The following is a 14,508-nucleotide window of genomic DNA, read 5'->3' on the forward strand; positions in this document are numbered from 1 at the left end:
AAGGAACCGGGAGCCCCCATGCACGACCCTGACGCCGACGGTGTCGCCGCCCATCACCCTGCCGGAGACGGTCCGCTCGCCGGGCTGCGTGTCCTCGATCTCGCGACGCTCTTCGCCGGGCCGCTCGCCGCGACGATGCTCGGCGACTTCGGAGCCGACGTCATCAAGGTCGAGCATCCGCGCAGACCCGACCCGTCACGTGGGCACGGACCCGACAAGGACGGCATCGGCCTGTGGTGGAAGCTGCTCGGCCGCAACAAGCGCACCATCACGCTCGATCTGTCCACGCCCGGTGGCCGCGAGACCCTCCTGACGCTCGCCGCCACCGCCGATGTCGTCATCGAGAACTTCCGCCCGGGGACCCTCGAGAAGTGGCAGCTCGGCTGGGAGGAGCTGAGCGCCGCCAACTCCCGTCTCGTCCTGGCCCGCGTCACCGGCTTCGGTCAGTTCGGCCCGTACAGTCACCGGCCCGGCTTCGGCACGCTCGCCGAGGCGATGAGCGGGTTCGCCGCCATCACCGGCGAACCCGACGGTCCGCCCACGCTTCCCCCCTTCGGCCTCGCCGACTCCATCGCGGCCCTCGCCACCTCCTACGCCGTCATGACCGCGCTGACCGCCCGGGCCGTGTCCGGGCGCGGCCAGGTCGTCGACATGGCCATCATCGAACCCATCCTCACCGTCCTCGGTCCCCAGCCCATCTGGTACGACCAGCTCGGCTACGTCCAGCCGCGCAGCGGCAACCGCTCCCGCAACAACGCCCCGCGCAACACCTACCGGGCCGCCGACGGGCACTGGCTCGCCGTGTCCACCTCCGCCCAGTCCGTCGCCGAACGCGTCATGCGGCTGGTCGGCCGCCCCGAGCTGACGGACGAGCCGTGGTTCGCCTCCGGCAGTGGACGCGCCGAGCACTCGTCCGTGCTCGACGAGGCGGTGGGCATCTGGATCGCCCGGCACACCCGCGACGAGGTCCTCGACGCGTTCGAGAAGGCGGAGGCGGCGATCGCCCCCGTCCACGACATCCGCGACGTCATGGAAGATCCCCAGTACCGCGCGCTGGACAGCATCACCGAGGTCGCCGACCCCGAGCTGGGGCCGATCCGTATGCAGAACATCCTCTTCCGCCTTTCCGACACCCCTGGCGGGATTCGCTGGGCCGGCCGGCCGCACGGCGCGGACACCGATGCGGTGCTCGGCGAGATCGGGCTCTCACCGGCGCGGATCGCGGCCCTGCGCAGCGAAGGCGCCCTATGACCGCCCCCTCGGACGCCCCTCTGGCCCTCACTCCGGAAACCACTCCCCTCACCTGGCTGTACGCCCCCGGGGACCATCCCGACGTCGTCCACAAGGCGCTGTCCTGCGGAGCCGACATCGTCATCGTCGATCTCGAGGACGCGGTCCCTCCCGACCGCAAGGACTACGCCCTCGCGGCGACCGCGGAAATGCTCACCTCCCCCCAGCCGGTCCCCGTCCATGTCCGGATCCACGCGGAGCAGGACATCGCGGCACTGGCCGGACTCCCCGGCCTGTCCGCTCTGCGTATCCCCAAGGTGACACGCGCCACCGACATCCGGGGTCCTGCGGCGCTGGCCCCGGGGACCGGCCTGTACGCGCTGCTGGAATCGGCGGCCGGCGTGGAGCACGCGTACTCCATCGCCACCGCCGATCCCGCCGTCCGCGGGATCGCGCTCGGTGAGGCGGACCTCCGGGCGGATCTGGGGGTACGGGACGACCGGGGACTCGACTGGCCGCGCAGCCGGATCGTGGTCGCCGCACGGGCGGCGGGGCTCGCCCCGCCGCCGCAGTCGGTGTTCCCCGACATCCGCGACCTGGACGGCCTCGCAGAATCCTGTGCCCATGGCCGGGCGGTCGGCTTCCTGGGCCGCGCGGCGATCCACCCCCGACAGCTGCCGGTCATCGAGCGGGCCTATCTCCCCAGCCCCGAGGAGGTGGAGCAGGCGGAGGAGATCGTCGAGGCGGCCGAGACCGACGCGGGCGCGCTGGCGCTCCCGGACGGCCGCTTCGTCGACGCGGCGGTGGTGGCGACGGCCCACCGCACCCTCGAACTGGCGCGTCGCGGGGAATGACCGGGGCACTCGTCATCGTCCCGCGAAGCCTTCTCGGCCACTCCGCGAGGCCCGGGCCGTACAGCCGGGGCCCAGCGGCATCCCCGCTCACCCGGGATGGTCCCGGGAGCTTGTTCCCTCACCCCGCGAGCCTCCGCGTCTCCCAACGGCTGAGGACGTCCGGTCACGCCGCCCGCTGCCTCCACCGGCACGACACGGCCAGGACGGCCCGGACGGGCATACGCAGAGGGCCGCCCGACCAGGACGGTCGGGCGGCCCTCTGGCGCGTGAGCGAAGCGATCAGCCCTTGGGGGCGGACTCGGAATCTGCGCGGTCCGCCTCGCGGTCCTTGTCCAGGTCCAGCGGGCCGGAGTCGTCCGTCGCCGGGTCCGCAGGGGTGGCGTCGGTGCCGTCTTCGGCGGTACCGGAGCCCGTGGACGCGTCGGCGGAGCCGGGCTTCGGTGGCTCGACGACCTCCTCGCGGCCCGGCCGCAGCCGCGCCGAGATCACGATGTAGGCCACCGCGAGTGCGAAGACGACGATCGAGGTCCAGACGTTCAGCCGCAGGCCCAGGAAGTGGTGGGCCTCGTCGACGCGCATGTACTCGATCCAGCCCCGGCCGGCGCAGTACGCGGCGACGTACAGGGCGAACGCCCGCCCGTGTCCGAGCTTGAAGCGGCGGTCGGCCCAGATGACCAGCAGGGCGACGCCGATGCACCAGAGGGACTCGTACAGGAACGTCGGGTGGTACAGACCCGCCTCGCGGTTCGTGCCCTCGGCGATCTTGAGAGCCCAGGGGAGATCGGTCGGCTTGCCGTACAGCTCCTGGTTGAACCAGTTGCCCCAGCGCCCGATCGCCTGGGCGAGGGCGATACCGGGTGCGATGGCGTCCGCGTAGGCCGGGAGCGGGATGCCCCGCCGTCGGCAGCCGATCCAGGCGCCGACCGCGCCGAGGGCGATCGCCCCCCAGATCCCGAGGCCCCCCTCCCAGATCTTGAACGCGTCGACCCAGTTCTCACCCTCGCTGAAGTACAGCTGGTAGTCGGTGATCACGTGGTACAGACGGCCGCCGACGAGGCCGAACGGCACCGCCCAGACGGCGATGTCGGCCACCGTGCCGGCTTTGCCGCCGCGGGCGATCCAGCGCTTGTTGCCGTACCAGACGGCAACGAAGACGCCGATGATGATGCAGAAGGCGTAGCCGCGCAGCGGAACCGGTCCGAGGTTGATCACACCGGTCGACGGGCTGGGAATGTAGGCAAGGTCCATGGCAGGTCCGACGCTACCCTGCCGGGCAGGACCCGTCGCAACCCACCCGGCAACGTCTGCATAACGAGCAGCCGAATGACATGCCTCGCACTCGGGGGGTGCGGGCAGGGGCGTGCCCGGGCGGCCAGGGGCCGCCGACCGCCACGCGAGGTCACCCGGTGGCGCTTCGGGAGGCGGCCGGGCCGGGCTGAGCCGTCGCCGGCTGCTTCCCCTTGTTCGCCTCGGCCACCCACTTCTTCAGGTTCTCCGGGGAGAGCGGCTCGTTGCCCTTCCCCGGGAAGACCGGCTCACCGTTGAGCAGCATGGTGGGGGTGCCCCCGTAGTCGCTGTTCCGGAAGGCCTCCGCCGACTTCTCCACCCAGCCGTTGTACTTGCCCTGCTCCACACAGCTGCGGAACCGGGGCGTATCGAGCCCCTCGACCTTGCCGGCGAGCTCGATGAGCCTCTTGGGGTCCCCGAAGGCGTCCTCGGACTCCGGCGGCTGGTTCTGGTAGAGCACGTCGTGGTACGGAACGAACTTCCCGGCGTCCTGAGCGCACGCCGCCGCGTTCGCCGCGCGCAAGGAGCCGGTGCCGCCGAACCTCGCGTCGATGATCGTGGCGAAGTGGTAGTCGGCCCTGAGCTGTCCGGAATCCGTCAGCTCATGGATCGTGTCCCGGAGGATGTTCTCCGCCTGGGCGCATACCGGGCAGCGGAAGTCCTCCCAGATCGTGAGCGTGGACGGGGCGTCGCTCGCGCCGGCCGGGATCGCCGGCCGGTCCTTCCCCCCGGCGCCGCTGGGGGCGACGACCGGCCCCGCCTGGGTGGGGGTGGCCGTGGAGGTGTCCGTGGTCTTGTCCCCGGTGTTGGCCGCGATCACGCCGACGACCGCCGCCAGGCCGAGCACGCAGACCACGGCCGCGGACACGATCAACAGACGCCGTCGTTTCTCGCGCGCCTTCTGCAGCTCGCGCTCCTGCAGGAGCCGCTTTCGCGCGGCCCGCTTCCCGTCACGGTTGTTGTCGCTCACGCCCACAGCAACGAACCGGGGAGGCACGTATGTGCCTCCCCGTCCGAGGTCCACCCGTACGGGTGAGATGTCCAGGATCTCTCCCGGAGTCGACCCGCAGCGGTCAGCGCTTGCGGACGCCGTCCGCCAGCTCGCCCGCCAGCGCCCGTACGGCGGCGATCCCCGTCTCGTGGTCCTCCGCGTCCAGCAGCCTCTTGACGAAGGCCGAGCCGACGATGACGCCGTCGGCGAAGCCCGCGACCTCCGCGGCCTGCTCGGCGTTGGACACCCCGAGGCCCACGCAGACGGGCAGGTCGGTGGTGCTGCGGGTACGCCGCACCAGGTCGTGCGCCTGCTCGCCGACCGACTCACGGGTGCCGGTGACACCCATCAGGGAGGCCGCGTAGACAAAGCCGGAGCCCGCCGCCGTGATCTTCGCGAGCCGCTCGTCCCTGCTGCTCGGGGCGACGACGAAGACGGTGGCGAGGCCGTGCTTCTCGGCGTGCTCCCGCCACACCGCCGACTCCTCGACCGGCAGGTCGGGCAGGATGCAGCCCGCGCCGCCCGCCTCGGCGAGTTCGGTGGTGAAGCGCTCGATGCCGTACCGGTCGATCGGGTTCCAGTACGTCATCACGAGCACCGGCTTGCCCGTGGCCTCGTGCGCCTCGCGGACCGTGCGCATGACGTCCGCGATCCTGACGCCGCCGCGCAGGGCGATGTCGTCGGCGGTCTGGATGACCGGGCCGTCCAGGACGGGGTCACTGTGCGGCAGGCCGACCTCCACCACATCGGCACCGCCGTCGAAGACGGCCCTGACCGCCTCGATGCCGCCGTCGACGGTCGGGAAGCCGGCGGGGAGGTAGGCGATGAGCGCGGCCCGGTTCTCCGACCTGGCCGCCGCGAGGGTGTCGCTCAGCAACTGGCCCTTCCCGCTGATGAATGCAGCCCCGCTCACTTGGCGTCCCCCTCGATCTCGGCGATCTCGCCGGCCGCGTCGGCCTCGACGGTCGCGACGGCCTCCGCGTCGTACAGCCCGAAGTAGCGGGCGGCCGTGTCCATGTCCTTGTCGCCGCGGCCGGACAGATTGACGAGGATCAGTCCGTCCTTGCCGAGTTCCTTGCCGATCTCCAGCGCACCGGCCAGCGCGTGCGCGGACTCGATGGCAGGGATGATGCCTTCCGTACGCGACAGGAGCCGCAGCGCGTCCATCGCGGCGTCGTCGGTGACGGCACGGTACTCACCGCGTCCGCTGTCCTTGAGGTAGGAGTGCTCCGGACCGATGCCGGGGTAGTCGAGCCCCGCCGAGATCGAGTACGGCTCGGTGATCTGGCCCTCGTCGTCCTGGAGGACGTAGCTGCGCGAGCCGTGCAGGATGCCGGGCTCCCCCGCGGTCAGCGTGGCCGCGTGCTCGCCGGTCTCGACGCCGTGGCCCGCGGGCTCGCAGCCCACCAGCCGTACGCCGGTGTCAGGGATGAAGGCGTGGAACAGGCCGATGGCGTTGGAGCCGCCGCCGACACAGGCCACCGCCGCGTCCGGGAGGCGCCCCGCGCGCTCCAGGATCTGGCGCCTGGCCTCGACGCCGATCACCCGGTGGAAGTCGCGGACCATGGCGGGGAAGGGGTGCGGGCCGGCGACCGTGCCGAAGAGGTAGTGCGTGTGGTCGACGTTGGCGACCCAGTCGCGGAACGCCTCGTTGATGGCGTCCTTCAGCGTGCGGCTGCCGGACTTCACCGGGATGACCTCGGCGCCGAGCATGCGCATCCGGGCGACGTTCAGCGCCTGGCGCCGGGTGTCGATCTCACCCATGTAGATGGTGCAGTCGAGGCCGAAGAGGGCGCAGGCGGTCGCGGTGGCGACGCCGTGCTGCCCGGCGCCGGTCTCGGCGATCACCCGGGTCTTGCCCATGCGCCTGGTGAGCAGCGCCTGCCCCAGCACATTGTTGATCTTGTGGGAGCCGGTGTGGTTGAGGTCCTCGCGCTTGAGGAAGATCCGCGCGCCGCCCGCGTGCCCGGCGAAGCGGGGCACCTCGGTCAGGGCGCTGGGCCGCCCCGTGTAGTGGACGAGCAGATCGTCGAGTTCGGCGGCGAACGCCGGGTCGGCCTTGGCCTTGTCGTACTCGACGGCCACCTCGTCGACGGCGGCGACGAGCGCCTCGGGGATGAACTTGCCGCCGAAGGCGCCGAAATAGCCCTGGGCGTCGGGCACCAGGCCCTGGGGGTCGGGAATGAAGTAGTCACTGGGCATGCCAGAACTCCTTGTGAGCTGAAAGCCGGAAGAAGTGTCAGGGTGATGACGTCGGATCGCTGAGCGCGTCGCTCAGCGACGCCATCGCATGCCGTTGACCTGGCCCGGCTCGTCCCCGATGACGTACCGGACGCGCCGTCCGTGCACCCGCCGTGCCGGTGCCCGGCAGCCGCGCGGGCGGCAGCCGCGCGCCAGGGGCGCGTGGGGCACGCACGCCTGCGCGTCCGCACCGGCGGGGCGGCGAAGCCCCGGCCGGGCGGACGGTACGCAGCGGACGACGGCGGTCATGGGCGGGGGTCAGCCCCTCCCGTGCCGCAGCGCCGGGTGGGCACCCGCGGCGACCAGATCGGCCACGGCGGCCTTCGGGTCGCGGCCGGTGACCAGTGACTCGCCGACGAGGACGGCGTCCGCGCCGGCGTTGGCGTAGGCGATCAGGTCGTGCGGACCGCGGATGCCGGACTCGGCGACCTTGACGATGGTCTCGGGGATCTCCGGAACGACGCGGTCGAACGTGGAACGGTCGACCTTCAGGGTCCTGAGGTCGCGCGCGTTGACGCCGATGATCCTGGCGCCGGCGTCCACGGCACGCTCGACCTCGTCCTCGTCGTGCACCTCGACGAGCGGGGTGAGGCCGATCGACTGGGCACGCTCGATCAGCGAGACCAGCGCCTCCTGGTCGAGCGCGGAGACGATCAGCAGGACCAGGTCGGCACCGTACGCACGGGCCTCCCACAGCTGGTACGAGGTGACGATGAAGTCCTTGCGGAGCACCGGGACGTCGACCCGGGCCCGTACGGCCTCGAGATCCGCGAGCGAGCCGCCGAAGCGGCGCTGTTCGGTGAGGACGGAGATGACGGCCGCGCCACCCGCCTCGTAGTCCGCGGCAAGTCCGGCCGGGTCGGCGATCGCGGCGAGCGCGCCCTTGGAGGGGCTGGAGCGCTTCACCTCGCAGATGACCTTGACCCCGTCGCCGCGCAGAGCAGCGACGCCGTCCTTGGCACGGGGCGCCTTGGCGGCACGCTCCTTGAGCTCGTCGAGGCTGACCCGCGCCTGCCGCTCTGCGAGGTCGGCGCGCACGCCTTCGATGATCTCGTCGAGCACACTCACGCGAGCGGCCCCCTTCCGGGAGGTTGGTGGTGGATCACTGTCAGCAATGTCGATGGTATCCGGAGGAAGGCGAAGGCCCCGCATCCGGTTGACGGGCGTCCCACTACCTGGAACCGCTTACTGCTGGTCATGGCGCCAGGACCGCCCCGAACGGAAGATTCCTGACGACCGTGAAGACGAGCAGAACCCCGCCGAGAGCCCACCACAAGGCGGGCCGGACCCCGATCCGCACGGGCCGGTCCCGGACGGCGCGGGCGAGCCAGACGGCCCAGACGACGCCGAAGACCACATAGCCGACGGTGGCGATGGCGTTGGAGCCCAGGGCAGCGCCGAGATCGCCGTGGATGAAGGCGTGGGCACTGCGCAGGCCGCCGCAGCCGGGGCAGTAGATCCCGGTGAGCCGCAGCAGCGGGCAGACCGGGTAGTGACCGGGCTCATTGGGGTCGATCGCGCCCACGTAGGCGAAAGCGGCGGCGACACCCGCCATGGTGGCCAGCGGTGGGGCGAGCCTCCGCGCGAGCGGGACGGGAGGGACGACCCCGGGCTCGGGCGCGAAGTCACGCACGGGGCCGGGCGCGGAGCCAGGCCCGGAGGCCGCCGGGGACCCGGCCGGCCGGGCGTGCCCGGGGACGGGGACCCGCGCGGGCTCCCTCACGGGCGGCTCGTCGGGCACGGGGGCGGCGGCAGGAATGGCATCCACCCCGTGATTGTCCCCCGGGCATGCGGCGAGGCGCAGCCCGGGGCCGCCGGACTGCGCCTCGCTCGGAGCGTTCAGGGGTGCTCGCGACCCCGGGTCAGGAGGCCGTGGCCTCCGCCGGGACGGGCTTCGCGGCCGACGCCGCGGCCTGGACGCGGATCGCCTGCTGCTTCGGCATGCCGAGACCGGCGGCCTTCATCGCGAGGCCGACGACGCCGCCGAGCAGGGTCACGGCCATTCCGGCCCAGAAGCCGAGCGGGTTGACCGCCACCATGGAGACTCCCGCGATGCAGAAGCCGATGAAGGTGATGGTGACGCCGGTCCAGGCGGCCGGGGTGTGTCCGTGGGCGCTGCCCGCCATGAATTGCTCCTCGTTGATGTCGCGCTGTGGGGTGGTTCGGACTCCCCTGCGCCCTGCGGCGTGGGGGACCCCCTCGTCATCCATTGTCCAGTACGCCCAGGGGTGCCTGGATGTGGGGGTCGTCACTGATCGCGGGTGGGGTCCTCGCCGCGGTCCAGGGCCTTCCAGAGCTCCTCGGGACGCTCAGGGTCGGCCACGGGGCGGGCCCTGTGCGGGACGCCGCTCCCGCCCTCGCGCTCGTAGCGTCCGGACATCGCGGGCCAGGAGGCGCCGTACCGCAGGGCCAGCACTCCGGCGGCCAGTATCAGCAGTCCGGCGGCAGCGGTGACGTACGGCCAGGCGGTGTGAGCGACCGAGTCCACCACGGCCGCGGTGTCGCCGGTGGTCCGCCGCGCCTTCTCGTCGAGGGCCGCGGTCCCGGACACACCGGTGTACGCGGCCGTCGCCGCGCCCGCGCCGCTGAGGGCGAGCAGGACGGAGACCAGCAGTCGGCTCCTGCCGCGGACGGCGAAGAGGGCGACGAGCGCGGCCAGGCCGACGACGGCGAGCGCGGCCGGAACACCGGTGACATCGCGGCCGGTGGCCTCCAGCGGCACGCTGCCGCCGAGAGCGGCGGCCGTGCCCTCGGCCCAGGTCTGCCCGGAGGCGAGCAGGGCGACAGCGGCGCCGACGGCGCCGAGCAGCAGGGCGACGGCGAGGCTGCGCCGGCCGTCTGTCGCGGCCGCGGCGCTCTCGGTACGGGGCTGGGGTACGGATGCAGCACTCACGCACCCCACTATCCCCTATGGGTTCAGTCGCCGTTCAGCCGGTTGGCCGTGTGTACGGCCCGCAGCACCGCCGCCGCCTTGTTACGGCATTCGGTGTCCTCGGCGACCGGGTCGGAGTCGGCCACGATCCCCGCACCCGCCTGGACGTACGCGGTCCCGTCGCGCAGCAGCGCCGTGCGGATGGCGATGGCGGTGTCGGAGTCGCCCGCGAAGTCGAGATAGCCGACGCAGCCGCCGTACAGGCCGCGCCGTGAGGGCTCGAGCTCCTCGATGATCTGCATCGCGCGGGGCTTGGGCGCCCCGGAGAGCGTGCCCGCGGGGAAGCACGCCGTCAGCACGTCGAAGGCGGTGCGGCCGTCGGCGACCTTGCCGGTCACGGTCGACACGATGTGCATGACGTGCGAGTACCGCTCGATCGACATGAAGTCGACCACCTCGACCGAGCCCGGCTCGCAGACCCGGCCCAGGTCGTTGCGCCCCAGGTCGACCAGCATCAGATGCTCGGCGCGCTCCTTCGGGTCGGCGAGCAGTTCCTCGGCGAGCGCCTGGTCCTCCTGCGGGGTCGCGCCGCGCGGGCGGGTGCCGGCGATGGGGTGCACCATGGCACGCCCGTCCTCGACCTTGACCAGCGCCTCCGGGCTGGAGCCGACGACGTCGAAGCCGCCGTCCTCATGGGGGAAGCGCAGCAGATACATGTACGGGCTGGGATTCGTGGCCCGCAGCACCCGGTAGACGTCGAGTGCGCTCGCCGCGCACGGGGTCTCGAAGCGCTGCGAGGGAACGACCTGGAAGGCCTCGCCCGCGCGGATGCGCTCCTTGATGTCCTCGACGGCCTCCTGGAACTGCTCGCCGCCCCACAGAGCCGTGTACGGGGGCAGCTCCGACGCCGGCAGGACGTGCGGCCGGTAGTCGACGGGCCGGGCCAGATCGGCCTCCATGGCGTCGAGGCGGGCCATGGCGTCCGCGTACGCCTCGTCGACGCCCGTGTCGAGGTCGTTGTGGTTGATCGCGTTGGCGATCAGCAGGACGCTCCCGTCCCAGTGGTCGAGAACGGCGAGGTCCGAGGTGAGCAGCATGGTCAGCTCGGGCAGCCGCAGGTCGTCCCCGCCGTGCTCACCGATTTTCTCCAGGCGGCGGACGATGTCGTAGCCGAGGTAGCCGACCATGCCGCCGGTGAAGGGCGGCATGTCCCCACCGAGCAGTTCGGCGAGGTCGCGCGGGGTGTGCAGGGCGTCGACGGTGGCGCGCAGCGCCTTCAGCGGGTCGCCGTCCGTGGGGACGCCGACGGGCGGGGTGCCGAGCCAGTGGGCCTGCCCGTCCCGGACGGTGAGGGCCGCGTCGGACCGCACACCGACGAAGGAGTAGCGGGACCAGGACCTGCCTCCCCCACCGCCTACGGCGTGGGAGGTGCCCTCGTTCGCGGACTCGAGGAGGAAGGTGCCGGGCCGCTCACCCGCGAGTTTGCGGTAGAGGCCGACCGGGGTGTCGCCGTCCGCGAGGAGACGGCGGCTGACGGGGATGACGCGGCGGTCGGCCGCCAGCTTGCGGAAGGTCTCGAGATCCATGGCGTACGACCCTACTGGCCCAGCGGCAGCACATCGGCGTCGAAGCAGGTGCGGTCGCCGGTGTGGCAGGCGGCGCCGATCTGGTCGACCTTGACGAGGACGGTGTCGGCGTCGCAGTCGAGTGCGACCGACTTGACGTGCTGGACGTGGCCCGAGGTGTCGCCCTTGACCCAGTACTCCTGGCGGCTGCGCGACCAGTACGTGGCCCGCCCGGTGCTCAGGGTGCGGTGCAGGGCCTCGTCGTCCATCCAGCCGAGCATGAGCACCTCGCCGGTGTCGTACTGCTGGGCGATGGCGGGAACCAGACCCTCCGTGCTGCGCTTGAGGCGGGCGGCGATGGCGGGGTCGAGTGCGCTGGGCGTGCTGGTCATGGAGCCATTGTGCCGCGCCCTCGCGTCACGTCCGGCGGTACGTCCACTGGGCGGACTCGGCGTCGCGGCCGTAGGCTGGCCGGCATGTCGACCCATGCCAAGCGTGAACGGCTTCTGCTCGCCGATCTGTTGGAGGCGACGGGAGCTGACGCACCGACCCTGTGCGAGGGGTGGAACACCCGCGATCTCGCGGCTCATACGGTGGTGCGCGAGCGCCGCCCGGACGCCGCCGCGGGGATCTTGCTGAGCCCGCTGAGGGGCCGGCTGGAGCGGGTGCAGGCCGAGTTCGCCGCGAAGCCGTACGCGGAGCTGATCCAGCTGATCCGTACGGGCCCTCCGAAGTTGTCGCCGTACGCGATCAAGCAGGTGGACGAAGGCGCGAACACGGTCGAGTTCTACGTGCACACCGAGGACGTGCGGCGGGCACAGCGCGACTGGACTCCCCGGGAGCTGGACCCGGTCTTCGCGGACGTGCTGTGGTCCCGGCTGGAGAAGGCAGCCAGGCTCCTGGGCCGTAAGTCGCCGGTGGGTGTCGTGCTGCGCCGTCCCGACGGGCAGACGGTGGTCGCGCATCGCGGCGCACCGGTGGTGACGGTGACCGGTGAGCCGGGTGAGCTGACGCTCTTCGCCTTCGGCCGGCAGGACGCGGCCAGGGTGGAGCTCGAGGGCGACGCGGATGCGATCGCCAAGGTGGCGACGGCTCAGCTGGGGATGGGCGGCCTGTAGGGGTGCCGACGGGCGCCCTGCTCCACGGCCGATGGCGCGGGTCCGAGGCGAGGGCTTCAGCTGGGCGGCGGGACCGGGCGGTCCGGGGCGAGGGCCTCGGCGATCCGGTTCATGATCGTCCGAGCGGGGTTGCCCTGCCAGGTGCACTGGGTCGTCGCGACGGCGATGGCGGTGGCGAGCCGCTCGGCGGGACGACAGGCCTGGACGGGGCCGCCTCCGGCTCGGCGAGGAACTTCGGGTCGGTCACACAGTCGTGGAGTCCCAGTAGGGGAATGGAACGTCTGCGCTCGGCCCGCCTACTTCCACTTCGCGGGGCGGCGGTGCACCGCACCGGTGACGGGGTCGGTGACGTCCTCCGGGAGCTGACTCGCGCGCAGGGCCGTCTCGTTGATGTTGAAATGGCCGACGGAGCGGAAGTGCCTGCTCGGCGACATGTTCCCGGGCGGCAGAGCGAGGTAGATCAAGCGCTGCGGATCGACGCGCTGGGCCGACTCCACCGCCGGCACCAGATCGGTGTCCGCCGAGACGATCAGCGCCACATCGGAGGCCCGCAGCGCGCTGTCCTCCACCAGACGGGCTCCGATGGCCACGTCCGTGGCCTTCTCCTCGTAGCGGCGGTACTGGCGGGCCGGGACACAGCCGCATTCCCAGCTCTGCCGGCACGCACCGCACCGGGGCCGCTGGTCGCTGAAGCGGCCGAGGACGGTCTCCACCTCACCGGGGCTGTGTGCGGCCAGCGCGTCAAGGTAGATCTGCTGGTTCGCCGCGGCAGCGCGCTCGGCCACGACCCTGGCGGTGAAATAGCGGACGCCGACCAGAGTGTCGCTCGGCCGCAGCCGCCTGACCAGGGCGGCGAGATCCAGCCAGTAGTAGCGATGGCCGTACTTGGCCCGCATTCCGTAGTACAGGTTGAAACCATCGACGTAGGCGATGACGGTGCTCACGAGCTTCTCCCGGCGGGACACGCCGCCTGCTAGTGTGAAGGCATACAACGTCGGCCATGCCGACAGGAACGGCCCCGGCGACGGGGCCGTTTTTTTTGCTGCGGGACCGCGAGGATGTCTGGCGCGGAACCGCGAGGACTCGGACTACCAGGACTCGGACTACGAGGACTCGGAGGCGAGCACGGGGAGGCCGCGGACGCGGCGGTAGGCGCCGTTCTCCGAGTGGTACAGGGCCGCGTACACGGCGTAGGCCGACTGCTTCGGACCGTTGATCGTGAAGTTGCCCTTGGGTGTCTGGGTGAGCACCGTGCCCAGCCAGTGGTCACCCTTGCGCCAGTCGACCTGCTTGAGACCGGCGATCAGCGCCTCCCGGCGCGAGTCGCGCTCCTCGGCCGGCGCCGACAGCAAGGTCTTGCCCATCGCTCCGACAGCCGCGAGCACCGTCCCCGTTCCGGCCACGCAGCCCTCCCGGTCCGTGAGCTCAGAGCCGAAGGCTTCCGTGTACGCCGTGAGCCAGTCACGGGCGACCGTCTCGAGGTCGGCGAGGTCCGCTTTCTCCACCGGCGCGGGTTTGGTACCGAACTGCACGCCCGAGATGCCGTGCACCATGTTGACCACGCACTGCCGCAGGTCCTGGAGCTTGATCAGCTTGGAGCTGGTCTTCTTGATCTGACGGGCGATCCGCTCGACCTTCCCCCGGAGGAACGGGATGTCCTCCGAGAGACGTCCCACCACGGCCATCAGTGGATCGGCGGTGTCCATGGCAAGCGCGATGGTCGAGTTCACCCGGACACCCAGCACATTGAGGTCGTAGAAGAACTGACGTGCCTGCAGATAGGGCCGGTTGTCGTGCACCACAGCACTGAGATACGCCGTGGCGTGCCGCTCCTTCACGTCCTGCGGGACACCGGGGTCCTGCTGGAGGTGATAGTGGCTCGCCAGCTGCGTCTCACCGTCGATGGCGATCAGTTTCAGACCGTGCGGCACACAGAGGAAGTTCTGCAGGACGCCTTGGTCGGTGAACTGGTGTGTCGACAGCGGCTGTTCGGTCCACAGGTGGATCGGGGGCAGCACCCCGACCCTCTCACCTGTCACATGGCGCCGGATGTAGGCCGCGTATTTGGGGATGTTGGTCTTCTTGCCCAGCTCCAGTCCCCGCTGCACGAGCGAGTGCAGTTCGACGTCCTCTTCCGTGACATCGGCGGGACGCAGTTTCGTCCCCGGTTGGAGGACCACGGGATCGTGGGTGACCACGCGCAGCTGCCTGAACTGGACCTGGATGTGGGTCGTCCACTCGTCGACCGGCATGGACCGGATGAAGATCCCCGCCGAGAGGTCCAGCGCCTCGGTGTTCAGCTTCGCCACAGTCCCCACCCGTCTCCCCGGCCCCATTGCCAGCGCCAACT

16 protein-coding genes are annotated in these 14,508 nt (G+C 71.5%); 3 read left to right on the forward strand and 13 right to left on the reverse strand.

The window, feature by feature from the left end; all coding sequences use genetic code 11:
• Positions 1-18 precede the first annotated feature (18 nt).
• Together ACFU5O_RS26640 and ACFU5O_RS26645 are read left to right on the forward strand one after the other, a co-directional pair.
• On the forward strand, positions 19-1,251 hold the full coding sequence (locus ACFU5O_RS26640; protein WP_384244401.1) for a CaiB/BaiF CoA transferase family protein: 1,233 nt from the start codon (positions 19-21) through the stop codon (positions 1,249-1,251).
• The gene (locus tag ACFU5O_RS26645) at positions 1,248-2,084 is read left to right on the forward strand and encodes an HpcH/HpaI aldolase/citrate lyase family protein (protein WP_384244402.1); all 837 of its coding nucleotides are present in this window, start codon (positions 1,248-1,250) and stop codon (positions 2,082-2,084) included. The genes ACFU5O_RS26640 and ACFU5O_RS26645 overlap by 4 nt, the downstream gene beginning before the upstream one ends.
• Positions 2,085-2,363: 279 nt before the next feature.
• On the opposite strand, the gene lgt is transcribed toward ACFU5O_RS26645, so the two are convergent.
• From lgt to hisI, 11 genes are all read right to left on the reverse strand, one after another.
• Positions 2,364-3,332 (reverse strand): prolipoprotein diacylglyceryl transferase, encoded by a 969-nt coding sequence (gene lgt / locus ACFU5O_RS26650; protein ID WP_384244403.1) that lies wholly within the window; start codon positions 3,330-3,332, stop codon positions 2,364-2,366.
• Positions 3,333-3,483: 151 nt separating this feature from the next.
• A complete protein-coding gene (locus tag ACFU5O_RS26655; RefSeq protein ID WP_384244405.1) occupies positions 3,484-4,341 on the reverse strand; it encodes a DsbA family protein in 858 nt (285 codons plus the stop codon).
• A gap of 103 nt (positions 4,342-4,444) precedes the next feature.
• The gene (gene trpA, locus ACFU5O_RS26660; RefSeq protein WP_384244469.1) at positions 4,445-5,257 is read right to left on the reverse strand and encodes a tryptophan synthase subunit alpha; all 813 of its coding nucleotides are present in this window, start codon (positions 5,255-5,257) and stop codon (positions 4,445-4,447) included.
• Between the two features lie 14 nt (positions 5,258-5,271).
• Positions 5,272-6,564 carry a tryptophan synthase subunit beta gene (trpB, locus tag ACFU5O_RS26665; RefSeq protein WP_384244407.1) on the reverse strand — a complete coding sequence of 431 codons (1,293 nt, stop codon included), beginning with the start codon at positions 6,562-6,564 and terminating at the stop codon, positions 5,272-5,274.
• 72 nt (positions 6,565-6,636) lie between these two features.
• Positions 6,637-6,852, reverse strand: coding sequence for a tryptophan biosynthesis modulator TrpM (trpM, locus tag ACFU5O_RS26670; RefSeq protein ID WP_384244408.1), 216 nt, complete (start codon positions 6,850-6,852; stop codon positions 6,637-6,639).
• A gap of 9 nt (positions 6,853-6,861) precedes the next feature.
• Complete coding sequence (gene trpC, locus ACFU5O_RS26675; protein WP_384244409.1) at positions 6,862-7,671, reverse strand: indole-3-glycerol phosphate synthase TrpC; 810 nt, start codon at positions 7,669-7,671, stop codon at positions 6,862-6,864.
• Positions 7,672-7,798: 127 nt separating this feature from the next.
• Complete coding sequence (locus tag ACFU5O_RS26680; protein WP_384244410.1) at positions 7,799-8,371, reverse strand: DUF2752 domain-containing protein; 573 nt, start codon at positions 8,369-8,371, stop codon at positions 7,799-7,801.
• Positions 8,372-8,465: 94 nt separating this feature from the next.
• Positions 8,466-8,729, reverse strand: a complete 264-nt coding sequence (locus ACFU5O_RS26685; RefSeq protein WP_384244412.1) for an HGxxPAAW family protein — start codon at positions 8,727-8,729, stop codon at positions 8,466-8,468.
• 122 nt (positions 8,730-8,851) lie between these two features.
• Entirely contained in the window at positions 8,852-9,505 is a 654-nt protein-coding gene (locus ACFU5O_RS26690) for a TIGR02234 family membrane protein (protein WP_384244413.1), read from the reverse strand.
• A 14-nt stretch (positions 9,506-9,519) separates the two neighbouring features.
• Positions 9,520-11,061 (reverse strand): anthranilate synthase component I, encoded by a 1,542-nt coding sequence (locus ACFU5O_RS26695; RefSeq protein WP_384244414.1) that lies wholly within the window; start codon positions 11,059-11,061, stop codon positions 9,520-9,522.
• Between the two features lie 11 nt (positions 11,062-11,072).
• The gene (gene hisI / locus ACFU5O_RS26700; protein WP_384244415.1) at positions 11,073-11,432 is read right to left on the reverse strand and encodes a phosphoribosyl-AMP cyclohydrolase; all 360 of its coding nucleotides are present in this window, start codon (positions 11,430-11,432) and stop codon (positions 11,073-11,075) included.
• 84 nt (positions 11,433-11,516) lie between these two features.
• Between hisI and ACFU5O_RS26705 the strand changes: the two genes are divergently transcribed.
• On the forward strand, positions 11,517-12,158 hold the full coding sequence (locus ACFU5O_RS26705; RefSeq protein ID WP_384244417.1) for a TIGR03085 family metal-binding protein: 642 nt from the start codon (positions 11,517-11,519) through the stop codon (positions 12,156-12,158).
• Between the two features lie 296 nt (positions 12,159-12,454).
• Here the strand turns inward: ACFU5O_RS26705 and ACFU5O_RS26710 are convergent, their stop codons facing one another.
• Together ACFU5O_RS26710 and ACFU5O_RS26715 are read right to left on the reverse strand one after the other, a co-directional pair.
• Positions 12,455-13,102: an NYN domain-containing protein gene (locus ACFU5O_RS26710; protein ID WP_384244418.1), complete on the reverse strand. Its 648-nt coding sequence runs from the start codon at positions 13,100-13,102 to the stop codon at positions 12,455-12,457.
• Positions 13,103-13,261: 159 nt separating this feature from the next.
• Positions 13,262-14,467: a DNA sulfur modification protein DndB gene (locus ACFU5O_RS26715; RefSeq protein ID WP_384244419.1), complete on the reverse strand. Its 1,206-nt coding sequence runs from the start codon at positions 14,465-14,467 to the stop codon at positions 13,262-13,264.
• Positions 14,468-14,508 lie beyond the last annotated feature (41 nt).

Source organism: Streptomyces sp. NPDC057445 (genome assembly GCF_042802855.1).
Classification (GTDB): Bacteria; Actinomycetota; Actinomycetes; order Streptomycetales; family Streptomycetaceae; genus Streptomyces.